This window comes from Paraburkholderia sp. Cpub6, from assembly GCF_014201065.1.
Taxonomy (GTDB): Bacteria; Pseudomonadota; Gammaproteobacteria; order Burkholderiales; family Burkholderiaceae; genus Paraburkholderia; species Paraburkholderia tuberum.
Genome location: NZ_JACHDM010000014.1, coordinates 64,832 through 87,131 on the forward strand (window position 1 = coordinate 64,832; position 22,300 = coordinate 87,131).

Annotated in this window: 22 protein-coding genes; 11 read left to right on the forward strand and 11 right to left on the reverse strand. The window is 65.6% G+C overall.

What is annotated here, in order from left to right; translation table 11 throughout:
- Positions 1 to 909 (forward strand): phosphoribosylformylglycinamidine synthase subunit PurQ (locus HDG33_RS22450; protein ID WP_260330566.1); only part of this gene is annotated, 909 nt, incomplete at its 5' end.
- A 165-nt stretch (positions 910 to 1,074) separates the two neighbouring features.
- Here HDG33_RS22450 and HDG33_RS22455 read toward each other — a convergent pair.
- The 5 genes from HDG33_RS22455 to HDG33_RS22475 all read right to left on the reverse strand — a co-directional run bounded on the left by HDG33_RS22455 (position 1,075) and on the right by HDG33_RS22475 (position 4,923).
- Positions 1,075 to 1,854 (reverse strand): peptidylprolyl isomerase, encoded by a 780-nt coding sequence (locus HDG33_RS22455; protein WP_184033484.1) that lies wholly within the window; start codon positions 1,852 to 1,854, stop codon positions 1,075 to 1,077.
- Positions 1,855 to 1,864: 10 nt separating this feature from the next.
- Positions 1,865 to 2,176: a BolA family transcriptional regulator gene (locus HDG33_RS22460; protein ID WP_184033487.1), complete on the reverse strand. Its 312-nt coding sequence runs from the start codon at positions 2,174 to 2,176 to the stop codon at positions 1,865 to 1,867.
- 1 nt (position 2,177) lies between these two features.
- Positions 2,178 to 2,708 (reverse strand): septation protein A, encoded by a 531-nt coding sequence (locus tag HDG33_RS22465; RefSeq protein ID WP_013089414.1) that lies wholly within the window; start codon positions 2,706 to 2,708, stop codon positions 2,178 to 2,180.
- Between the two features lie 160 nt (positions 2,709 to 2,868).
- Positions 2,869 to 3,291, reverse strand: coding sequence for a peptide-methionine (R)-S-oxide reductase MsrB (gene msrB, locus HDG33_RS22470; protein WP_184033490.1), 423 nt, complete (start codon positions 3,289 to 3,291; stop codon positions 2,869 to 2,871).
- Between the two features lie 75 nt (positions 3,292 to 3,366).
- Positions 3,367 to 4,923, reverse strand: coding sequence for a YdiU family protein (locus HDG33_RS22475; protein ID WP_184033493.1), 1,557 nt, complete (start codon positions 4,921 to 4,923; stop codon positions 3,367 to 3,369).
- A 155-nt stretch (positions 4,924 to 5,078) separates the two neighbouring features.
- On the opposite strand from HDG33_RS22475, the gene HDG33_RS22480 reads away from it, so the two are divergent.
- The 3 genes from HDG33_RS22480 (at position 5,079) to HDG33_RS22490 (ending at position 10,335) form a co-directional block, all read left to right on the forward strand.
- A complete protein-coding gene (locus HDG33_RS22480; protein ID WP_184033496.1) occupies positions 5,079 to 6,776 on the forward strand; it encodes a 3-(methylthio)propionyl-CoA ligase in 1,698 nt (565 codons plus the stop codon).
- Positions 6,777 to 6,918: 142 nt separating this feature from the next.
- A complete protein-coding gene (locus tag HDG33_RS22485; RefSeq protein WP_184033499.1) occupies positions 6,919 to 9,009 on the forward strand; it encodes a 3-hydroxyacyl-CoA dehydrogenase NAD-binding domain-containing protein in 2,091 nt (696 codons plus the stop codon).
- A gap of 147 nt (positions 9,010 to 9,156) precedes the next feature.
- Positions 9,157 to 10,335 (forward strand): acetyl-CoA C-acyltransferase, encoded by a 1,179-nt coding sequence (locus HDG33_RS22490; protein ID WP_184033502.1) that lies wholly within the window; start codon positions 9,157 to 9,159, stop codon positions 10,333 to 10,335.
- A 20-nt stretch (positions 10,336 to 10,355) separates the two neighbouring features.
- Here HDG33_RS22490 and HDG33_RS22495 read toward each other — a convergent pair whose 3' ends face one another.
- Together HDG33_RS22495 and HDG33_RS22500 are read right to left on the reverse strand one after the other, a co-directional pair.
- The gene (locus HDG33_RS22495; protein ID WP_026225391.1) at positions 10,356 to 10,865 is read right to left on the reverse strand and encodes an LEA type 2 family protein; all 510 of its coding nucleotides are present in this window, start codon (positions 10,863 to 10,865) and stop codon (positions 10,356 to 10,358) included.
- Positions 10,866 to 10,934: 69 nt separating this feature from the next.
- Positions 10,935 to 11,327: a hypothetical protein gene (locus HDG33_RS22500; protein WP_184033505.1), complete on the reverse strand. Its 393-nt coding sequence runs from the start codon at positions 11,325 to 11,327 to the stop codon at positions 10,935 to 10,937.
- 178 nt (positions 11,328 to 11,505) lie between these two features.
- On the opposite strand from HDG33_RS22500, the gene HDG33_RS22505 reads away from it, so the two are divergent.
- The 5 genes from HDG33_RS22505 to HDG33_RS22525 all read left to right on the forward strand — a co-directional run bounded on the left by HDG33_RS22505 (position 11,506) and on the right by HDG33_RS22525 (position 16,562).
- Positions 11,506 to 13,011: a PLP-dependent aminotransferase family protein gene (locus HDG33_RS22505; protein ID WP_184033508.1), complete on the forward strand. Its 1,506-nt coding sequence runs from the start codon at positions 11,506 to 11,508 to the stop codon at positions 13,009 to 13,011.
- Positions 13,012 to 13,075: 64 nt separating this feature from the next.
- Positions 13,076 to 13,561: a PaaI family thioesterase gene (locus HDG33_RS22510; protein ID WP_026225390.1), complete on the forward strand. Its 486-nt coding sequence runs from the start codon at positions 13,076 to 13,078 to the stop codon at positions 13,559 to 13,561.
- Between the two features lie 28 nt (positions 13,562 to 13,589).
- Entirely contained in the window at positions 13,590 to 14,588 is a 999-nt protein-coding gene (locus HDG33_RS22515) for an NADP-dependent oxidoreductase (RefSeq protein WP_184033512.1), read from the forward strand.
- 52 nt (positions 14,589 to 14,640) lie between these two features.
- Positions 14,641 to 15,522 (forward strand): SDR family oxidoreductase, encoded by an 882-nt coding sequence (locus HDG33_RS22520; protein ID WP_184033515.1) that lies wholly within the window; start codon positions 14,641 to 14,643, stop codon positions 15,520 to 15,522.
- 80 nt (positions 15,523 to 15,602) lie between these two features.
- Positions 15,603 to 16,562, forward strand: a complete 960-nt coding sequence (locus tag HDG33_RS22525; RefSeq protein ID WP_184033518.1) for an alpha/beta hydrolase — start codon at positions 15,603 to 15,605, stop codon at positions 16,560 to 16,562.
- Positions 16,563 to 16,627: 65 nt separating this feature from the next.
- On the opposite strand, the gene HDG33_RS22530 is transcribed toward HDG33_RS22525, so the two are convergent.
- The 4 genes from HDG33_RS22530 to HDG33_RS22545 all read right to left on the reverse strand — a co-directional run bounded on the left by HDG33_RS22530 (position 16,628) and on the right by HDG33_RS22545 (position 20,062).
- Entirely contained in the window at positions 16,628 to 17,494 is an 867-nt protein-coding gene (locus HDG33_RS22530; RefSeq protein ID WP_184033520.1) for an NRDE family protein, read from the reverse strand.
- A 145-nt stretch (positions 17,495 to 17,639) separates the two neighbouring features.
- The gene (locus HDG33_RS22535) at positions 17,640 to 18,707 is read right to left on the reverse strand and encodes a folate-binding protein YgfZ (protein WP_184033523.1); all 1,068 of its coding nucleotides are present in this window, start codon (positions 18,705 to 18,707) and stop codon (positions 17,640 to 17,642) included.
- Positions 18,708 to 19,017: 310 nt separating this feature from the next.
- Positions 19,018 to 19,314 carry a hypothetical protein gene (locus tag HDG33_RS22540; protein WP_090804775.1) on the reverse strand — a complete coding sequence of 99 codons (297 nt, stop codon included), beginning with the start codon at positions 19,312 to 19,314 and terminating at the stop codon, positions 19,018 to 19,020.
- Position 19,315: 1 nt separating this feature from the next.
- Positions 19,316 to 20,062 (reverse strand): hypothetical protein, encoded by a 747-nt coding sequence (locus tag HDG33_RS22545; RefSeq protein ID WP_184033526.1) that lies wholly within the window; start codon positions 20,060 to 20,062, stop codon positions 19,316 to 19,318.
- A 521-nt stretch (positions 20,063 to 20,583) separates the two neighbouring features.
- On the opposite strand from HDG33_RS22545, the gene mltG reads away from it, so the two are divergent.
- Together mltG and tmk are read left to right on the forward strand one after the other, a co-directional pair.
- Entirely contained in the window at positions 20,584 to 21,594 is a 1,011-nt protein-coding gene (gene mltG / locus HDG33_RS22550) for an endolytic transglycosylase MltG (RefSeq protein WP_184033529.1), read from the forward strand.
- Positions 21,594 to 22,214: a dTMP kinase gene (tmk, locus tag HDG33_RS22555; protein ID WP_090804781.1), complete on the forward strand. Its 621-nt coding sequence runs from the start codon at positions 21,594 to 21,596 to the stop codon at positions 22,212 to 22,214. The genes mltG and tmk overlap by 1 nt, the downstream gene beginning before the upstream one ends.
- The last annotated feature ends 86 nt before the right edge of the window (positions 22,215 to 22,300 follow it).

A 22,300-nucleotide genomic window follows, 5' to 3' on the forward strand; every position in this document is an offset into this window, starting at 1 on the left:
TTCCTTCGGGGCGTCCCCCAAGGGGACTTCCTTCGGGGCGTCCCCCAAGGGGACTTCCTTCGGGGCGTCCCCCAAGGGGACTTCCTTCGGGGCGTCCCCCAAGGGGACTTCCTTCGGGGCGTCGGCAAGGGCGCGCGTCCGCGCGTCGCGATCCTGCGCGAGCAGGGCGTGAACTCGCATCTGGAGACGGCCTATGCATTCGATCGCGCCGGCTTCGATGCGCACGACGTGCATATGAGCGACCTGCTCGCGGGCCGCGCGAACCTCGCCGATTTCGCGGGCGCGGTCGCGTGCGGCGGCTTCTCGTACGGCGATACGCTGGGCGCCGGCGAAGGCTGGGCCAAGACGATCCGCTTCAACGCGCAACTGGCCGACATGTTCGCCGCGTTCTTCAGTCGTGGCGACACGTTCGCGCTCGGCATCTGCAACGGCTGCCAGATGATGAGCAGCCTCGCGTCGATGATCCCCGGCGCCGAAGCATGGCCGAAGTTCACGCGCAACAAGTCGGAGAAGTTCGAGGCACGCTTCTCGCTCGTCGAGGTGCAGGCATCGCCGTCGCTCTTTTTCGCCGGCATGGAAGGCTCGCGCATTCCGGTCGCGGTCGCGCACGGCGAAGGCTTTGCGGACTTCTCGCAGCAGGGCGACATGTCGAAGGTCGCGGTCGCGATGCGCTATGTCGATCACCGTGGTCAGGCGACCGAGCAGTATCCGTTCAACCCGAACGGTTCGCCCGAGGGCATCACGTCGGTCACGACGGCCGACGGCCGCTTCACGGTGCTGATGCCGCACATGGAGCGCGTGCATCGCGCGGTGCAGATGAGCTGGCATCCGCAGGGCTGGGGCGAGATCGGCACGGACGCGAGCCCGTGGCTGCGCGTGTTCCAGAACGCGCGTCGCTGGCTCGGTTGATGAGTCAGGGGGCTGCCGCCCGCGTGCGGCGGCTCCTGTTTGCGGCAGCCACGCACGCCGCCGCTGCAAATCTTGCAGCAACAAAAAAGCCGCCCACGGGCGGCTTTATCGCATTCAGGCTTCAGAGCCAGGCGGACTATCCGAAGACAATCTGCCCGCCGACCCTTACTGAATCTTCGCGTTCTTGCGCAGATTCTCTTCGAACGCCTGCAGCTTTTCCTGCTGAATCTGCTGCACGATCTGCGCACGCACCTGCTCGAGCGGCGGCGGCGTGACGGCGCGGATGTCGTCGACACGGATGATGTGCCAGCCGAATTGCGTATGCACCGGCGTGTCGGTCATCTGGCCTTTCTGCAGATGCGTGGCCGCGTCCGCGAATTCAGGCACGTAGGCCTTCGGGTCCGACCAGTCGAGATCGCCGCCGTTCTTGCCCGATCCCGGGTCCTTCGAGTACTGCTTGGCCAGGGCCTCGAAGCTCGCGCCGGCCTTGATCTTCGCGATCAGGTCCTTCGCCTGTTGCTCGTTGTCGACGAGGATATGGTGCAGGTGATATTCCTTGCCGCCCGCATCCTTGACGAGCGCGTTGTAGCGCGCGGTGATTTCGGCGTCGGTCGGCTGATTGTTCTTTACGAAGTCTTCGATCAGCGCGCGCAGCACGACAGTTTGCTGCGCGACCGCGATTTGCGCCTTGACGTCCGGACGGTTCGGCAGCCCGCGACGCAGCGCTTCCTGCATCAGGATTTCGCGATTCACGAGCTCTTCGCGCACGGCCTGCTGCAACTGCGGCGTGTCCTGCTGTCCCTGGTGAACCAGTTGCTGGATCAATGCATCGGCGCGCGACTTCGGAATCGGCGTACCGTTCACCACGGCGATGTTCTGTGCGAATGCAGGTGCGGCTGCGAACGCAGCCAGCAATACCCAGAGGCGGGTTTTCTTCAAGGTCATCGAAAGGTTCCTAGCGGGGCAACAAAGCAAATTCTTCGGGCGTATACGCCGTGATGGCAAGGGCATGAATGCCGCGCTGCATGGCATCGGCCAGCGCATCATACACCATGCGATGCCGCGCCACGCGGGGCTTCCCGGCAAACGCGACGGCCACGATCGTGACACTGAAATGACCGCCGGCCGAGGCGCCGGCATGGCCGGCGTGCTGCGCGCTGTCGTCGGTGATGCGGATCGACTCGATGGGCGCGAGCGCGGCCGTGAGGCGTGCCTCGATCAGCGCGGCGCGCTCGGCGGTGGTGGCGTGCATGAACAGGTCGCTCATGTCATTCCTCCTTCATGTACTTCGACAGCCACAGGCTCTGTCCGACGATGAACACGAGCAGGCAGCCGGTCGCGCCGAACAGCTTGAAATTAACCCACTGATCGGTCGTGTAGTGATACGCGACGAACAGGTTCAGCAGACCGAGCAGCACGAAAAACACCGCCCAGATCAGGTTCAGCTTGCCCCAGATCGCGTGCGGCAGCGTGATCTGCTTGCCCATCATCGCTTCGATCAGGTTCTTGTTGAAGCCGAGCTGCGACACGATCAGCCCGACGGAAAACGCCCAGTACAGCACGGTCGGCTTCCATTTGATGAAGGTGTCGTTGTGCAGCACGAGCGTCGCGCCGCCAAATACGACGACGACGCCGAGGCTCACCCACAGCATCGGGTCGACCTTGCGGTGGCGGAACGCCACCCACGCGATCTGCACCAGCGTGGCGACGATCGCCACTGCCGTCGCCGTGAAAATGCCCCAGATCTTGAAGGCGACGAAGAACAGGATGATCGGGAACAGATCGAACAGGAATTTCATTATCTGATCGGGAAGTCGGAGAGTGAGTCGAACGTTGAAGCGCGCCCGCCTGGCGTGCAAGGTGTGCGGTGCCCGCTGGCGAGCGGGACTGCCGCATTGGAAGGGCGCCGCGCACTTCCAATGCGGCGCCGAAGGCGGGCAGGGATGCTGCCGCGCCGCGTTACTTGGGCTCGAATTGTAACGCAGCCGAATTGATGCAGTAACGCAGACCGGTCGGCGCCGGTCCGTCCTCGAAGACGTGGCCCAGATGCGCGCCGCAGTTCTTGCACTGCACCTCGATGCGCAGCATGCCGTGTGAGCGGTCGGTCTTCTCGGCGATCACCTCGCCGTTGATGGGGCGGAAATAGCTCGGCCAGCCGCAGCCGGCGTCGAACTTGGTGTCCGATTCGAACAACGGCGTGCCGCAGCACACGCAGTCGTAGACGCCGCGTTCCCAGTGATCGTCGTAGCGGCCCGTGAACGGGCGCTCGGTGGCCGCATGGCGCGTCACCTGGTATTCCATGTCGGTCAGCTGCTTGCGCCACTCGGCGTCGCTTTTCTGTACGGCTGGGGCGTCATGCTTGAGATCGTCGGGGTTGTTCATGGTCGGGTTCCTGTCTCGGGTTTGTCTCGGTGCTTTCTCGTGGGGCGGCCGTGGCGATTCAACCGCGCTGGCGCGTCATGACGAGCAGCTCACTTCCAGTGAGTTCGCCCAGTCGGGCGGCAGGCCCGCATACGACGCGCATTCGGGCTGCTCGTCGAACGGGTGACGCAACACGGCCGCGAGCCGTCCCACCTCGGAGAAATCCTTCTCCTTCGCGCGTTGGATCGCCGTTTCCGCCAGATGGTTGCGAAGTACGAATTTGGGGTTCACGCGATTCATTGCAATGGCGCGCGCAACGTCGTCGCGTGACTCTTCGGCGAGCCGCGCGCGATAGTCGTTCGCCCATGCGTCGAAGGCGACGCGATCGAGGAACAGGTCGCGCACCGGCGTGTCGCCGCTCGCATCGTGTTTCGACAGGCGCGCGAGATGGCGGAACGTCAGCGTGAAATCGGCGCGGTTCGCGTGCATCACTTCGAACAGCCGGTTGACCAGCGCGTCGTCGCCGTCGCGCGCCTGTTCGAGGCCGAGCTTCGCGCGCATGCGGTTTTCGAGCGCCGGCGCGAAACGGTCCTTGAAGCCGGCTAGCACGTGCTGCGCATCTTCGACCGCCTTGTCGGCGCGCACGCTTTCGTCGTGCTTCTCGCCGAACAACGGCAGCAGTCCCTGCGCGAGGCAGAACAGGTTCCAGTACGCGATTTGCGGCTGCAGCCGGTAGGCGTAGCGGCCCTGCGAATCGGAGTGATTGCAGATGTGGCCGGCATCGAAGCCATCCATGAAACCGAACGGGCCGTAGTCGATCGTCAGGCCCAGGATCGACATGTTGTCGGTATTCATCACGCCGTGACAGAAACCGACCGCCTGCCAGTCGACCATCAGATCCGCGGTGGAGCGCACCGCCTCGGCAAGCAGCGCCAGATACGGATCGTCGGCCTCCTTGCAATGCGGATAGAAGCGCTCGATGACGTGATCGGCGAGCGCGCGCAACGCGTCGACACGATCGTTCGCGTAGAAGTGCTCGAAGTGGCCGAAGCGCACGAAGCTCGGCGCGACGCGCGTGACCACCGCGGCGGTTTCGATCGTCTCGCGCCGCACCGGCTGGTCGGAGCCGATCACGCACAATGCGCGCGTGGTCGGAATGCCGAGATGATGCATCGCCTCCGAGCACAGATATTCGCGGATCGACGAGCGCAGCACCGCGCGGCCGTCGCCCATGCGCGAATAGGGCGTGCGGCCCGCGCCTTTGAGCTGCAGTTCGTTGCGCTCGCCGTCATGTTCGAGCTCGCCCAGACCGAGCGCGCGGCCGTCGCCGAGCTGGCCGGCCCACACGCCGAACTGATGCCCCGAGTACACCGACGCATACGGCAGCGTGTCGGCCGGCCAGTCGCGCGTCGCGTTGCCGCAGAACAGCTCGATAAAGCCCGGATCGTGCTCGATGCCCTCGGGCATCCCGAGCCGCGCGGCGGTCTCGGCCGAGAAGCCGACGAGATAGGGTGCGTCGAGCGGCGCGGCGGGCAGGCGCGTGAGGAACGTGCCGCCGAGCCGCGCGAACGCGTTGGCTGGGGGAGTGGCGAGTGTGTTGGAAAGATCCGTCAAAGCTGCGGATAGCCCTGCAAAGCTTGGGGAAAACGACATGTTGAGCGCCTCTGGATTAGCCGATATTGTAAGTCCGCGCCCGCGGCGCTGCTGGGCGGCCGCCTTCATCGTTCGGACCATGCTGCTGCGCTCGACGCCGCCGCGATCTTGCGCCAACCCATCGACCCACTAACAAGCCGAGGAGACCCCGCCTTATGACGACGCCGCTGCTGGGCCAGATGATGGACGTGCCGCTCACCGTGTCATCGTTGCTCGCGCATGCCGCGCGGCATTTCGGCAGCACCGGGATCGTGTCGCGGCGCATCGAAGGCGACCTGCATCGCTACACCTATCGCGATTGCGAGCAGCGCGCGAAGCAACTCGCGCAGGCGCTGATCGCGCTCGGTGTCGAACCGGGCGAACGCGTCGCGACGCTCGCGTGGAACGGCTACCGGCATCTCGAAGCGTATTACGGCACCACCGGGTTCGGCGCCGTGTGTCACACGATCAACCCGCGGCTTTTCCCCGACCAGATCGCCTACATCGTCAATCATGCCGACGACGCGTACGTGCTGTTCGACACGACGTTCGCCGCGCTGGTCGACACGCTCGCGCAGCAGTGCCCGCGCGTGCGCGGCTGGATCGCACTATGCGATGAGGCGCATCGGCCGCCGATGCAAACGTCGGTGCTGTGCTACGAAACGCTGATGGACGGGCAGCACGGCCGCTTCGACTGGCCCGCGCTCGACGAGCGCCAGGCGTCGTATCTCTGCTATACGTCGGGCACGACCGGCAATCCGAAAGGCGCGCTGTATAGCCATCGCTCGACGGTGCTGCACGCGTTCGGCGCGGCGTTGCCCGACGCAATGAACCTGTCGGCGCGCGACTCGGTGCTGCCCATCGTGCCGATGTTCCATGTCAACGCATGGGGCCTCGCGCACGCAGGGCCGCTGACCGGCGCGAAGCTCGTGTTCCCCGGCAAGGATCTCGACGGCAAGTCGCTGTACGAACTGATGGAGAGCGAACGCGTCACGTGCTCGGCCGGCGTGCCGACCGTGTGGCTCGGTCTGCTGAACCACCTGCGCGAAACGGGCGCGAGGTTTTCGTCGCTCGAGCGCACGGTGATCGGCGGTTCCGCCTGTCCGCCCGCGATGTTGCGGATACTCGAGGACGACTACGGCGTGCAGGTGATCCATGCATGGGGCATGACGGAGATGTCGCCGCTCGGTACCTTGTCGAAGCTGACCTGGGAGCAGAGCCAGCGGCCGCTCGCCGATCAGCGCAAACTGCTCGAAAAGCAGGGTCATGCGATCTACGGCGTCGACATGAAGATCGTCGGCGAGGATGGCCGCGAGCTGCCTTGGGACGGCGTCGCGTTCGGCGATCTGCACGTGCGCGGGCCGTGGGTCATCGACCGGTATTTCCGCAAGGAAGACTCGCCGCTCATCGACGGCTGGTTCCCGACCGGCGACGTCGCGACGATCGACCCCGACAGCTTCCTGCACATCACCGATCGCTCGAAAGACGTGATCAAGTCGGGCGGCGAATGGATCAGCTCGATCGACGTCGAGAACGTCGCGCTCGCGCATCCGGCGGTAGCGGAAGCCGCGTGCATCGCGTGCGCGCATCCGAAGTGGACCGAGCGCCCGTTGCTCGTCGTCGTCAGACGCGCGGGGCAAGACGTCACCCGCGACGAACTGCTCGCGTACTACGACGGCAAGGTCGCGAAGTGGTGGATCCCCGACGACGTCGTGTTCGTCGACGACCTGCCGCACACGGCGACCGGCAAGCTGCAGAAGCTGAAGCTGCGCGATCTGTTCCGCGACCACGTGCTGCCGTCCGCGCTCGAAGACGGCCGCAACTGTCCGCTGACCCCCGAGTCCCAGGGGAAACCCCACTCGGGAATAAATTGAACGTTCGTTCTTTTTTGGTGTATCGTGCCTGCTGACCCCGGAACCGTCGCTTGAAAAAGTCTGACCATAAGCAGGCTCGATGAACCGGACGGGCGGCGCATCATGCGCCGCCTCAATGCATGGATCGCACGGAGGCACGCAGATGGCAGTGGACTACATAACTCGTGACGGCGTGGCCGTCCTCACGCTGAACAATCCGCCCGTCAATGGGCTCGGTCTGTCGACGCGCGCGGGTATCGTCGAAGGGCTCGAGCGTGCGCAGAACGATCCGGCCATCAAGGCCATCGTGCTGACGGGCGCGGGCAAGGCCTTTTCGGGCGGCGCCGACATCACCGAATTCAATACGCCGAAGGCGACCCAGGAGCCGACGCTCGCGACCGTCATCAAGGCCGTCGAAGGCAGCGCGAAGCCGGTCGTCGCGGCGATCCACAGCGTCGCGATGGGCGGCGGCCTCGAACTTGCCCTCGGCGCGCATTACCGCGTCGCCGCGGCCGGCGCGCAGATTGCGCTGCCCGAAGTGAAGCTCGGCATCCTGCCGGGCGCGGGCGGCACGCAGCGTCTGCCGCGCGCCATCGGTCTGGAAGCGTCGCTGAACATGATCGTGTCGGGCGCGCCGGTGCTCTCGGAAAAGCTCGCCGATTCGGGGCTGTTCGACGAAGTCGTCGCGAATCCCGCCGAACTGGCCGACGCCGCGCTCGCGTTCGCGCGCAAGGTCGGCGCCGAGGCCGGCCCGCATCCGAAGGTGCGTGACCGCAAGATCGAACATCCGAATGCGGCCGGTTTCATCCAGTTCGCGCGCAATAGCGTCGCGGCGATCGCGAAGAACTTCCCGGCGCCGCATAAATGCATCGACGCGGTCGAAGCCGGTGTGAAGGACGGCTTCGACAAGGGCCTCGCATTCGAGCGCGAATGCTTCATCGCGCTCGTGCAGACGCCGGAGAGCCGCGCGCTGCGTCACGCGTTCTTCGGTGAGCGGGCGGCGAGCAAGATTCCCGACGTGCCGGCAGATACTTCGGTGCGCGACATCGAGCGGGTGGCCGTGATCGGCGCCGGCACGATGGGCGCCGGCATCGCGATGAACTTCCTCAACGCGGGCATTCCGGTCACGCTGCTGGAAACGAAGCAGGAAGCGCTCGACCGCGGTCTCGCGACGATCCGCAAGAACTACGAGGCGACCGTCAGGAAAGGCAAGCTGAAGCCCGAGGCGATGGAACAGCGCCTCGCGCTGCTGAGCCCGACGCTCTCCTACGACGACCTGAAGCACGCCGACATGATCGTCGAAGCCGTGTTCGAAGAGCTGGGCGTGAAGGAGCAGGTGTTCCGCCGGCTCGATGAAGTCGCGAAGCCCGGTGCGATCCTCGCGTCGAACACGTCGACGCTCGACGTCGACAAGATCGCCGCGTTCACGAAACGTCCGCAGGATGTGGTCGGCATGCACTTCTTCAGCCCGGCCAACGTGATGAAGCTGCTCGAAGTCGTGCGTGGCAAGGAGACCGCGAAGGACGTGCTCGCCACCGTGATGAAGCTCGCGAAGAAGATCAGGAAGACCGCGGTGATGTCGGGCGTGTGCGACGGCTTTATCGGCAACCGGATGATCGAGCAATACGTTCGTCAGGCGCTCTTCATGCTCGAAGAGGGCGCGTTGCCAGCGCAGGTAGACAAGGCCATCGAGAAGTTCGGCTTCGCGATGGGTCCGTTCCGCATGAGCGACCTCGCCGGTAACGACATCGGCTGGGCGATCCGCAAGCGCCGCTATCTCGAACACCCCGACATGCACTACTCGAAAATCGCCGACCGTCTGTGCGAGATGGGCCGCTTCGGCCAGAAGACCGGCGGCGGCTGGTACGACTACAAGGCGGGCGATCGCACCGCATACCCTTCGGGCGTGGTCAACGAAATGATCGGCGAGTACTCGAAGGAAACCCACTCTGAGCGCCGCAAGATCAGCGACGAGGAAATCGTCGAGCGTCTGGTGTTCGCGCTCGTCAACGAAGGCGCGAAGATTCTCGAGGAAGGCATCGCGTCGAAGGCGTCGGATATCGACATGGTCTATCTGACCGGCTACGGCTTCCCGTTGCATCGCGGCGGCCCGATGCTGTACGCGGACACGGTGGGGCTCTACAACGTCGAGCGCGCGATTCGCCGCTATGCGGCGCGGCCGAACGGCGACGCGTGGAAGCTCGCCCCGAGCATCGCTAAACTCGCGGCCGAAGGTCGCGGGTTCAACGGCTGAGCGCGGCCGGCTTCAGCCCACGAATTGAGCGGTGCGGGTTCCCCCAGCATCGCTCGCATCAAACGACAGAGGCGGCGCGGCGATGCGCTTTTGAACGCACGGCAGTGAGCCGGCGCGCCACTTTCGACACTGCAATTGGAGACATGCATGACTGACGCCGTAATCGTATCCACCGCCCGCACGGGTCTCGCCAAATCGTGGCGCGGCGGGTTCAACATGACGCACGGCGCGACGCTCGGCGGCCACGTGACGCAGGCCGCGGTCGAGCGCGCGAAGCTCGATCCGGCGCGCGTCGAGGACGTGATCATGGGTTGCGCGAATCCGGAAGGCGCGACGGGCGGCAATATCGCGCGGCAGATCGCATTGCGCGCGGGCTTGCCGGTCAGCGCGGCGGGCATGACCGTGAACCGTTTCTGCTCGTCGGGATTGCAGACGATCGCGCTTGCGTCGCAGCGCGTGATCGCCGGCGAGGGCGACGTGTACGTCGCGGGTGGCGTCGAGTCGATCTCGTGCGTGCAGAACGAGATGAACCGCCACATGATGACCGACGGCTGGCTCACCGAGCACAAGCCGGAAATCTACTGGTCGATGCTGCAGACCGCCGAGAACGTTGCGAAGCGCTACTCGATCTCGAAGGAACGCCAGGACGAATACGGCGTGCGCTCGCAGCAACGCGCGGCGGCCGCGCTCGAAGCCGGTAAATTCAAGGACGAAATCGTGCCGTTGACGGTGCTCGCCGGCGTCGCCGACAAGGCGAGCGGCCGTCTCTACACGAAGGAAGTGACCGTCAGCAGCGACGAGGGCATCCGCGCCGACACGACGCTCGAAGGCGTGTCGAAGATCCGCACCGCGCAGCCGGGCGGCGTGATCACCGCGGGCAATGCGAGCCAGTTCTCGGACGGCGCATCCGCTTGCGTCGTGATGAACGCGACGCTGGCCGAACGCGAAGGGCTGCAGCCGCTCGGCATCTTCCGCGGCTTCGCGGTGGCCGGCTGCGAGCCCGACGAGATGGGCATCGGGCCGGTGTTCGCGGTGCCGAAGCTGTTGAAGAAAGCCGGCCTCAAGGTCGAGGACATCGGCCTGTGGGAGCTGAACGAAGCGTTCGCGGTGCAGGTGCTCTATTGCGCCGACCAACTCGGCATTGCGCACGACCGCCTGAACGTGAACGGCGGCGCGATCGCGGTGGGCCATCCGTACGGCGTGTCGGGAGCGCGGCTCGTCGGCCATGCGCTGATCGAAGGCAAGCGGCGCGGCGTGAAGTTCGTCGTCGTGACGATGTGCATCGGCGGCGGGCAGGGCGCGGCGGGTTTGTTCGAAGTGGTTTGAGCGGGCGTGGGCCGGCGTCATTACCAGCCCGTGTCCGACGACGGCAGGCTCAGCGTCCCCTGATCGGTGAATCGCGTCGTACCGGTCACGCCACCCGCGAGCTTACCGCGCAGAACGTACGGAACCTGTCCCGACTGCGCGGCGCCGGCTAGCGCAAAGGCTTGACGAACCGCGGCGAAAGCCGGCACGGTCAGCGGCACGGTGACGACGGTTTCACCGAAGCGCGGCACGGTGCCGCTCTGGTCGCTGACGCCGCTGGCGAACGGCTTGCCGTTCAGTTCCAGATCGAGCGACACGCCGTTGAAGCTGACCGCGGAGTCGTTGGGATTCTGCACGCGCAGCTTGACGTTGAAGCGCATCTCCATGCCCTGGCCAGCGATCGGCTCGATGCCCGCCACATTGACGCGCAACGGGTCGGCGCCGAACAGGCCCGCGCAGCCAGCGAGTGTCAGCGTGACAGCGACGACGGCGGCGAACAGGCGCCACACCCGTGAGACCAGGCCCGGCTGCAGCGCGCGAAAGAATGACATGACCTGCACCTCGAACGAAGCGGGTTGGTCATGCATTGTAACGGGCCACGTGGCGCGCGCAGCGACGTTTCAGGCGGCGCGCCGCCACCGTGTGCGCACGACGCAAGCGAGACGTCGAGCGGCTTGCAGAACGAAACCGCGTGCGCTGTGTTCAGCGTGTGCAGGCAGCACGCTGAATGCAGCGCGATCGGCCTGCGTCGCGCGGATCGACACGACGCCACGTTGCGAGGTCACAAACCGCTCACCTTCGTGCAACGTGAGCGCCGTGAGCGGGGCGTCGTTGCCGAGCCAGGCCAGCGAATGATCGCGGAAGACGAGTTGTAATGCACCTTCGACCGCGATGATCGAACTGCGCGCGCGCAAGTCGTGCAGGGCCATCTGACCGGCGGCAAGATGCGACGCCGCGGTGCAATCGACTTCTGCACCGGGTAACAAGCGATCGTGGTATGGACGCACAGGCATGACCGATTCCTTTAAACCGTCTTCGTGTCACACAGCTTAGGGAATCCGTCCGGATGAAAACAGCCGCAGCTGTCGACAATCTGAACCGGTACAGTGGTGCGTTTCGTCACGCTGTATCGGTCCGAATCACGTCGATGTGTATCTGTCGCGGCGCGCGGACTATCCGCACCATCGATTCATGAGCGAACCCCTCTTCACACCGCAAGGTCCCTCGACGGACCGGCCAGCCGAGCGCCAGCCGCTTTACCGGCAACTGGCCGACCAATACCGCCGCGCGATCGGCAACGGCGCGCTGCGCCCGGGCGACCGCATGCCGTCGATGCGCGCGTTCATGCAGCGCCACGGCGTGAGCCTCGCGACGGCGACCGAGAGCTATCGCGAACTGGAACGCGCCGCGCTGATCGACGCGCGGCCGCGCGCCGGCTATTTCGTGCGCGTGCCGCCGACGGCTGCGTTGCCCTGCGCCGCCGAGCCCGATCTCGCGATGCAGCCCGGCGCCGCCGCGCAGTTCGTGGGCATTCACTCGGAGATTTCGGCGCTCGTGTCGAAATTTCAGCGCTATCCGCATGCGCTGAATCTCGGCGGCGCGACCGCGTCGCCCGATCTCTATCCGACCGATGCGTTGCAAAAGGCCGCGGTGCGCGCGTTGCGCCGGCGGCCCACCTTGCTGACCGCCGTCGGGCCCGATCAGGGTGATCCGGCGTTGCGCGCGCTCATCGCCCGGCGCGCGCTCGAGGCCGGCATCCAGATCGGCGCGGACGACATCATCATGACGCACGGCGGCGTCGAAGCGATGAACCTCGCGTTGCGCGCGGTGACGCAGCCGGGCGACACGGTCGCGGTCGAATCGCCGTGCTTCTTCGGTTTGCTGCAGGCGCTCGAAAGTCTCGGTCTGCGCGCGCTCGAAATTCCGACCAGCCCGAGCACCGGCCTCGCGATCGAGGCGCTGGCGTTCGCGCTACACACGCATTCCGGCATCAAGGCGGTCGTGGTGGTGCCGAATCTGCAAAACCCGCTCGGCAGCGTGATGCCCGACGCGCACAAGGCGAGCCTCGTCGAACTGTGCGCGCGCGCCGGCATCGCGCTGATCGAGGACGATCCCTACCGCGAGCTCGTCGATGCCGCGCCGCCGCCCCGCTCGCTGAAGGCGTGGGACACCGATGGCACCGTGATCCATTGCACATCGTTCAACAAGACGCTGGCGCCTGGCATGCGCGTCGGCTGGATCAACGGTGGCCGGTGGCATCCGCGCATCGGCATGCTGAAGTTCGCGCAGTCGCGCCACAACGAGCAGTTGTCGCAAGTCGTGCTCGCCGGGTTCCTGGAGACGAGCGCGTACGAGCGCCATTTGCGGCGTTTGCGCGAGAGCTTGCAGCTGCGGCGCGAGCGGATGGCCGCGGCGGTGGCGGCATCGTTTCCCGACGGCACGCGGTTCACGCCGCCGCGCGGCGGGATGTTTTTCTGGATCGAATTGCCGCGTCACGTATCGTCGTCGGCTTTATTCGACGCCGCGTTGCATGGCGGTATTCGCATCATGCCGGGCACGGTATTTTCGAACGCCGGGCGTTTCGATCACTTCATTCGGCTCAGCTGTCCGAGTGCGGATCTGGATCTGACCGACGAAGCGGTGCGCAGACTGGGGCGCCTCGCGGCACGGATGGCAGCTCATGCCCCAACGCGATAGCGGGTATCATTTCCCGCCGTAGGCTCGACACGCGCCGTCGGCTACGAAATCCGATATCTGAGCCATGACCGATCCATCCACCTCATCCAGAACGGGCCATGCATCGTTGCCCGAAAGCCCCTTCATCGACCGTCTCGGCGCACAGTTGTTGTCGGCCGCCGACGGCGTCAGCGAAGTCGTGCTGCCGTTGCAACGCGATCATATGAACACGTGGGACGTCGCGCATGGCGGCGTCACGATGACGCTCGCCGACGTCGCGCTCGCGATGGCCGCGCGCAGTCTCGCCGGCGACGGCGTCGGCGTCGTCACCGTCGAGATGAAGGTCAACTTCATGCAGCCGGGACGCGGCGAGTTGCGCGCGACCGGCCGCGTGCTGCATCGCTCGACGACCATGGCCTATTGCGAAGGCGAGATCCGCGACAGCGAAGGCCACTTCGTCGCGAAAGCGCTCGGCACCTTCAAATACATGCGCCGCCTCGCGGTGGGCCGCGACGTCACGCGGCAGCGTCTGCGCAGCGACCCGGCGGCGAAGCCCGGTCCGAGCGACTGAGCACCCCATAACCCAAGGAGACGACCGCATGGCCCAGATCAATCGCCAATTGCTGCTGGTTTCGCGCCCCCAAGGCGAAGCCACGCCCGATAACTTCAAGCTCGTCGAAACGCCGCTCGCGCCGCTCGCCGACGGCGAAGTACGGGTGCGCAACCACTATCTGTCGCTCGATCCGTATATGCGCGGACGCATGAACGACAGCAAGTCATACGCGGCGCCGCAGCCGCTGAACGAAGTGATGATCGGCGGCACGGTCGGCGAGGTCGTCGAGACGAGGAATCCGAAGTTCGCGGTCGGCGACAAGGTCGTCGCGATGTTCGGCTGGCAGGAGTACGGCACCTCCAATGGCACGGACATGCAGAAGGTCGACGACACGCATGTGCCGCTGTCGGCGTTTCTCGGGCCGGTCGGCATGCCGGGCGTCACCGCATGGTACGGGCTGAACCGCATCATCGCGCCGAAGGCCGGCGAGACGGTGGTCGTCAGCGCGGCGAGCGGCGCGGTGGGCAGCGTGGTCGGCCAGCTCGCGAAGGCGGCGGGCGCGCGCGCGGTCGGCATCGCGGGCGGCGCGAACAAGTGCCGCTATGTGGTCGAGACGCTCGGCTTCGACGCGTGCGTCGACTACAAGGCCGGTAACCTGTACCAGGACCTGAAGGCCGTCACGCCCGACGGTGTCGACGGCTGCTTCGAGAACGTCGGCGGCGACGGGCTCGACGCGACGCTCGCGCGCATGAACGCGTTCGGGCGCATCGCATTGTGCGGCTTCATCGCGGGCTATGACGGCCAGCCGCTGCCGCTCAAGCATCCGTCGCTGATGCTGACGCAGCGGCTGCTCGTGCAGGGCTTCATCGTCAGCGAACACATGGACGTGTGGCCCGAGGCGCTCAAGCAGCTCGGCACGCTCGTCGCGCAAAAGAAGCTGCACTATCGCGAGACGATCGCGCAAGGGCTCGAAGCCGCGCCCGAGGCGTTCATCGGCTTGCTGAAGGGCCGTAACTTCGGCAAGCAACTGGTCAAGCTGATCTGAGCGCGACGTGATCATGCAACGGCAAGCCGCCGCTCAACCAGGGAGTCACAGAATGTTCGAATTCGCGGGCAAGGTGGCGGTGATCACCGGCGCGGGCAGCGGCTTTGGCCGCGCGTTCGCGCACAAGGGCGCGGCGCTCGGCATGAAGCTCGTACTCGCGGACGTCAACGCGGACCAGCTCGCGCAAACCGTCGACGCCTTGCGCGAAACCGGCGCCGAGGCGATCGGCGTGCCGACCGACGTATCGAACGCCGCGCAGGTCGAGGCGCTCGCGCAGGCGGCGCTCGCCGCGTTCGGCAAGGTCCACGTGCTGTTCAACAACGCGGGCGTCGGCACCGGCGGCTTCCTGTGGGAAAGCTCGGCGAACGACTGGTCGTGGGTGTTCGGCGTCAACGTGATGGGTGTCGCGCACGGCGTGCGCGTGTTCGCGCCGATCATGCTCGCGCAGAAGGAGCCCGCGCATATCGTCAATACAGCGTCGGTGGCGGGGCTGCTGGCGCCGCCGGCAATGGGCATCTACAACGCGTCGAAGCATGCGGTGGTGGCGCTGACCGAGACGCTCTATCACGACCTGAAGCTCGCGCAGGCCGGCACGGGGGGCGAGGTCGGCTGTTCGCTGCTGTGTCCCGCCTTCGTGCCGACCGCCATCGCGGAGGCCGAGCGCGCGCGTCCCGACGAGTTGCGCAACGCGGGCCGGCCGACGCGCTCGCAGATCGCGGCCGGCAAGCAGTTGCAGCGCGCGGTGCAGTCGGGCAAGCTCACGGCCGACGATGTCGCCGACATCGCGTTCGAGGCGATCGCCGCGCGGCGTTTCTATATCATCACGCATCCGGGCATCATGGCGACCGTGAAGCTGCGTCACGAGGATATCGAGCAGTTGCGCGAGCCATCCGATCCGATGTCGCTGAAGCCCGAGGTGAAGAACGCGCAGTAGCGGCCGGTGCGCCGGCTTTTGTCAACCCTTGGCGCACTGCGCGCCGCCCGATGCGCGACGCGCACCGCGTTGCCGAAACCATGCCGCTTAATCCCACGATCGAGCAGGTGCTCGACATGATCGCGCGGGCCAAACGCCCGCAGTATCACCAGATGAGCGCGCAAGCGGCGCGCGCGTCGTACGAGAGAAGCGCGCCGATCCTCGAGATCGCGAGCGCGCCGATGTTCTCCGTCGAAGATCTGCGCGTGCCGACGCGCGACGGCGCGACGATCCGCGCGCGCCTGTACTGTCCGGTCGAGCCGGGCTGGGCCGAGCCGCTGCCGGCGTTCGTGTACTACCACGGCGGCGGCTTCACGGTCGGCAGCGTCGATACGCACGATGCGCTGTGCCGGATGTTCGCGCGCGACGGCCAGTGCGCGGTGCTGTCGGTCGATTACCGGCTCGCGCCCGAGCACAAGTTTCCGACCGCTGTCGACGATGCCTTCGACGCCCTCAGCTGGCTACACGCGCACGCGGCCGAATTCGGCATCGACGGCACGCGGCTCGCGGTGGGCGGCGATAGCGCGGGCGGCACGCTCGCGACGGTTTGCGCGGTGCTCGCGCGCGACGCCGGCCTCGCGCTCGCGCTGCAATTGCTGATTTATCCGGGCACGACCGGCCATCAGCAGACCGACTCGCACTCGCGCCTCGCCGACGGCTTCCTGCTGTCGGGCGACACGATCCAGTGGTTCTTCGAGCACTACGTGCGAGATAGCGGCGATCGCGACGACTGGCGTTTCGCGCCGCTCGACGGCGAGCGCGGTGCGCCGGATTTTCGCGGCGTCGCGCCCGCGTGGATCGCGACCGCCGAATACGATCCGCTCAGCGACGAGGGCGATGCGTATGCGGAGAAACTCCGTGCGCTCGGCAATCCGGTCACGCTCAAACGCTACGCCGGCATGATCCACGAGTTCTTCAAGATGGGCGGCTTCGTGCCCGAAGTCGCGCAGGCGCATGCGGACGCCGCGGCGGCGTTGCGCGCGGCATTCGGCATCGGGTGAGGGCGGTGATCGCGAAGCGATGAGCGGCCGGCGGCGAATGCGCCGGCCAGGCGGTGCTCAAACGATCACGCCACGCTCATCCGGTCGCGCTCGACATTGAACGCGAAGCTGCGCTCGAAATCGCCGGGCCGCACGATCCGGTGCGAGCCGTTGTCGTCGCTGCGCTCGGCGACCGCGACGCCGATCACGTCGCCATAGGCGGCGACGCGCAGCGCGGTGGTGCTGCGCGTGCCATAGTCCGGCGATTCGATGAACGCCGCCGACAGCACGCGTTCGCGTTCGAGCGGAATACCGGTCGACGGCAATTCGTCGTCGCGCGCGAGCCGCGGATCGCGCATCAGATCGATCAGGCGTTCGAGCGGCGGCATCGGATCGCGCGCGAGCAGCGTGCCGAGCTCGCCGCGCTTTTTGACCAGCTTCGGCCACGCGGTATCGAGCACCGCGTTCGAGATGCCGTGCGTGCCCGGCGCGAGCAGCGCGGGACCGCTGTTTGCGTCGACGGCGCCGCGATTGCAGTACCACGCGAGCTCGCGACGCGTCCAGTCGCCGACCAGCAGATTGAAGCCGTTGTAGATGTCGCCGGATTGCGCGACGTGCCGCAGATACGCGAGCGGCGTCTCGTGCGGATTGCCGTCGGCGTCGCGCGCGGCGCTCGTGAGCCAGTCGCTGACGAGCGTGCCGCGGGTCGGCGCATCGGCGCGCATTTCGCCCGGCGCGCGGTAATTGGTCAGCGCGGCGAAGCGGCCGTCGCGCGATAACCCGAGCCACGTGCCGCCGCCCACGAGGTCGCGGCCCCCCAGCACCTCCGGCGCGTCGCGCCACCAGCCGATCGGCTCGGCCGTGCGGCGGAAGAACTCGTCGCGATTCGCGGCGAGCGTGAACAGCGGACCATCGAGCGCATCAGGTCGCCAGTCGAAAACGATCAGGCACATCGGGGAGCATCTCCCGTTCAGAGCATGGGGCGGCCGCCTGATGCAGCGACGCAGGCGGCAAACGAAAGCGGCAAAAAACAGACGAGAATAAAGCAGTCAATAAAAAACGGCGCCCGATTGCGCCGCTTCTTACCCTCTCCAACGATCAGACTTCGGCCGGCAGCCCGTAGGGCAGCGTCAGGAAGCGCAGCGCGGGGCCGTCGGCCGCGCCGACATGTACGCTGCCGCTGTCGAGCGCCGTGAGCTTGATCTCGACCAGCAGATCGACGCCGCCGCCTTGCGCCGATGCCGCGTTGACGATCATCCCGCACGGCTGGCCCGGATCGTCCGAGTGGAACAGCTCGGTGCCGGGCCGCACCGTGTCCAGTTCGCCGGCGACGTTGGCGAGCGACGTGCGCCGCTTGATCGTGCCGCGATACTGGCTGCGCGCGACCACTTCCTGACCCGGATAGCAGCCCTTGCGGAAATTGACCGCGCCGAGCACGTCGAAGTTGACCATTTGCGGCACGAACTGCTCGACGACCGGCTGCGTGATGCGCGGCTCGCCCGCGCGGACATCGAGCCAGTCCCACACGGCCGGCGACACGCGCTTTAGCCTGCCGTCGAGCGTCGGCAGCAGCGCTTCGATCCGCGCTTTCGGGCCGATCCACAGATAGCGCAGCCGCTCCAACGCATCGGGCACGCGGATCAGCGTGCCCGCTGTGCCGTCGACCTGCACGTGCACACCGTCGGGCAGCGCGTCGAACACGCCGGACAGCGCGCCGCGCACGTCGCCCGCGAGGCCGACCACCGCGAACTCGCCGCTCGCGTCGGCGAGCCTGGCCTTTGCGCGCAGCACGAACATCGACAACCGCTTTTGCACCGCGGCCTGCACGTCTTTCGATACCAGCAGGCGGATCGTATCGCCGCTGCGCCAGCTGAGGAACGACGCTAGCAGCCGGCCCTTGGCCGAGCAGTAGCCGGAGAGGCGCGCGTTCGCGGCGTCGAGATGCTGGACGTCGTTGGTCAACTGGGCGTGCAGGAAGCTCGCCGCGTCGTCGCCGGTCGTGTCGATCACGCCGAACTGCGTCAGCGGCATGTACGCGCCATGCTCGAGCACGGCGGCGAATTCTTCGGCCGACGGGCGCGGCAGGATGGGCAGGGCGGCGGGCGCCGCCGCGGCGGGAGTGAGACCGGAAGCGTTACCTGAGGCGTTCACGAGCGGTGTGTTCATGGATTCCGGGAACAGTCAATTCTGACTTTGGCTAAGGCAAACAGTCATTATATTCAGTCCAGCCCTGTCGCGTTTCGCATGTCCCTGGCGAATGAAGGCTTTCCGAGAGCCTTGCGCAGCAGGGGATTGCACGTTATCACCCTCCGGCTGTGCCCATGTTGTGACCATGTTGGGGTGTTCTGCCAGAGGGTCCGGCGCAAGATGGGCGGGCACCCGACGTGCCGGATCTGCTGTCCGCTGCCGCGGTCACAGACGAGCCGCCGCCGGGGTGGCTGCGGCGGGGCCACTGAGTAAGGCGGACGAGCCACTGTCATTCCGTGGGCGGCTTGGCCGGTGCCCAGTCCATCGGCTGCTCAGTCGTGATTTTCAGCCGTTCGCGCAATTCGGGATGCGCGATTGCCTGAATCAGAATCGCCATTCCTCCAAGCTTCCGAGCGTCTTCGTCTGTCACTGGCAACATTGAATTTTCCGGAGCATCCGGTGGGATAGTGATTGCCAGCGCTCGATCAATCGCCGCTTGCACGTGAACCCGTGAAACTGTGCACATCTTTAACTGCTGGGTATCGGCGTCATAAAAAATGACGCTAGCCCGATCCGGTTTAGTCATCTCAATATCCCCTGCATGCCTGGAATTTATCGAATGCTCGCTGTGTGCAGAGCGCATAGGTGCGTGGATCTTGATACATTGCTCGGGCCACCTGACACTGCTCCATGTCTGAATGGTAGTCCGCGAAACACTCAGCCTCATCCATCTCACTGACGCCACGCGCGGCCAGTTCCTGCACATCGCCGAACTGCGGATCCTCGGTGTACTCAAACGGCCGCGCGTCGCCGAGCGGCGTCGATACTGGCGTCGCGATGGTTCCATCTGGCAAGACGTCGCCGGGGCGGGCGTACCAGATCGCGAGGCCATCGTCGGCGGCCAGCCGCGGCAGTTTGGGGCGCTCGAATGAGCGCGCGGCACGCACCAAGGGCAGCGCCCTCCGGAATAGCTGCGACGGCGTAACGGTTGGATAGTACGGCCGGATCTGCTGTTGGACAGGCGCGCCGCGTCCGCGTGAGGCGCGCAGCTTCGGCGCGACTGCAATCACATCGCCACGCTCAAGGGCGGCCCGTAGCGCCTGGGCGAGTTGATCCGGTGCCGCGCCGCTCGCATACGCGCCGCCGCGCACATTGCGCATGAACTCGACGAGCCGCGGTAGCTGGCGCGTGTCATGCGTAAGCTCCCATGCGCTTGCCGAGGCAATGAGCTTCCGGCCGGCTCGCGCTTCGTCACTAAATGCGTTGCCGCGATATTCCTGCCGCGTATGGAGCATGCAGCCCCAGTGGGTTCCAACTTTGAACTCGATCGCCATGCGCCCCCTCTGTAACGTCAAATCAGCCGGCATACCTATGGCCGGGACCCGATCATGCGTTCCGAAAGAATGAATTCCGATGCGAACCCTATTGTTGATGTCGTATCGCCTTGGCGACCACAAGAATTTTCAGAGCGGAACGGGGCGTGGAGTCTCCCAATTGCCGCAGTTCGTGCTCGGGTCTTTCGCGGCGGCGTGCAGGTCGCCCCTGAACCGTCGTTTGAAACTGTCAACAGCGGTCAAAAGCGGCAGGAGCCGAAAAGGCGTTTGGTCGGGAATTGTCGAACCTTTGAAACTCTGACCTATGTTGTGACAGCGTACGACTTGACTAGCATCAGACCAACGCCAGCGGATTTCATATTGTTTTTTCCGGCCGTGACCATCTGGTGCCCGCATCTATACAATACAGGTCGCAAAAGGCCGACAGGGCTGCAAAACGGCACAGTCTCAATGTTGACCGACGCAAGACTTTCCCGTTAAAAATCAGTTCGTTGCCATCTAAACGCTAATTCTTTCCTGTCGTGTCCCTTCTGAAGAAATGTTTCGTCGCCGGCGCGCTCGTCGTTGTGCTGGCCGCGGCGGCCATCGCCGCTGGATACTACTGGGCTACCCGCCCGCTCGAATTGACCCCGGCGCAACTCGACATCACCGTCAAGCCGCACAGCAGCCTGCGCAGCGTCGCGCTGCAGCTCAATCGCGGCGGCGTGCCGGTCGAGCCCGAGCTGTTCATCGCGATGACGCGTTTGCTCGGGCTGCAAAGCGAGCTGAAGTCCGGCAATTACGAGTTCAAGAGCGGCATCACGCCCTACGAGGTGCTGCAGAAAATCGCGCGCGGCGACGTCAACGAATATGTGGCGACGATCATCGAAGGCTGGACCTTCAAACATATGCGCGCTGAACTCGACGCCAATCCCGCGCTGAAGCACGACACGCTCGGCATGAGCGACGCCGATCTGATGAGCGCAATCGGCGCGCCCGAGGCGTCGATCGGCAACGGCGAAGGGCTGTTTTTCCCGGATACCTACCTGTTCGACAAGGGCACGAGCGACCTCGACATCTATCGCCGCGCGTACCGTCTGATGCGCGTGCGTCTCGACGAGGCGTGGCTCTCGCGCGCGCCGAACCTGCCGTACAAGTCCCCGTACGACGCGCTGACGATGGCGTCGATCGTCGAAAAGGAAACCGGCAAGGCGTCCGACCGGGCGCTCGTCGCCGCGGTGTTCGCCAACCGTCTGCGCGCCGGCATGCCGCTACAGACCGACCCGACCGTGATCTACGGAATGGGCGACAGCTACGCCGGCCACATCAGGAAGAAAGACCTGCAGACCGACACTCCATACAATACCTACACGCGGATGGGCCTACCGCCGACGCCGATCTCGCTGCCGAGCGTCGCGTCGCTGCAGGCGGCGATGAACCCGGCGCAAAGCAACGCGCTGTACTTCGTGTCGCGCGGCGACGGCAGCAGCATCTTTTCTGACACCCTCGGCGAACACAACAAGGCCGTGGACAAATACATTCGAGGGCAATGATGGCGCGCGGCAAATTCATTACGTTTGAAGGCATCGACGGCGCGGGCAAGACCACCCACCTGGGCTGGTTTCGCGAACGGCTCGAGGCGAAGCTCGCGCCGAGCGGCCGCTCGGTCGTGATGACACGCGAGCCGGGCGGCACGCCGCTCGGTGAGCAGATCCGCGATATCGTGCTGCATCAGAAGATGGATCTCGAAACCGAGGCGCTGTTGATGTTCGCGCTGCGCCGTCAGCATCTGGCCGAGGTGATCGAGCCGGCGCTCGCGCGCGGCGATTGGGTGCTGTCCGACCGTTTTACCGATGCCACTTTCGCCTACCAGGGCGGCGGCCGCGGCTTGCCGCGCGACAAGCTGGAGACGCTCGAGCGCTGGGTGCAGGGCGGTTTCCAGCCGGATTTGACCGTGCTGTTCGATTTGCCGCCCGCCGTCGCCAACGAGCGGCGCAGCGCGGTGCGCAATCCGGATCGTTTCGAGAGCGAGTCGGCGGCGTTTTTCGAGCGCACGCGCGCCGAATACATGCGCCGCGCCGAAGAAGCGCCATACCGATTCGCTATCATCGACTCTTCGCAGAGCATCGTTCGGATTCAGAAGCAGCTTGAGGAGTTGATTGCAACCCTCTGATTCAAAATAGATATAACCACTTCTTATAATCTCGTGCGAAGTTCACTCGACATCTGAAGTAGCGCCTACAACCGATTGATTCAAAA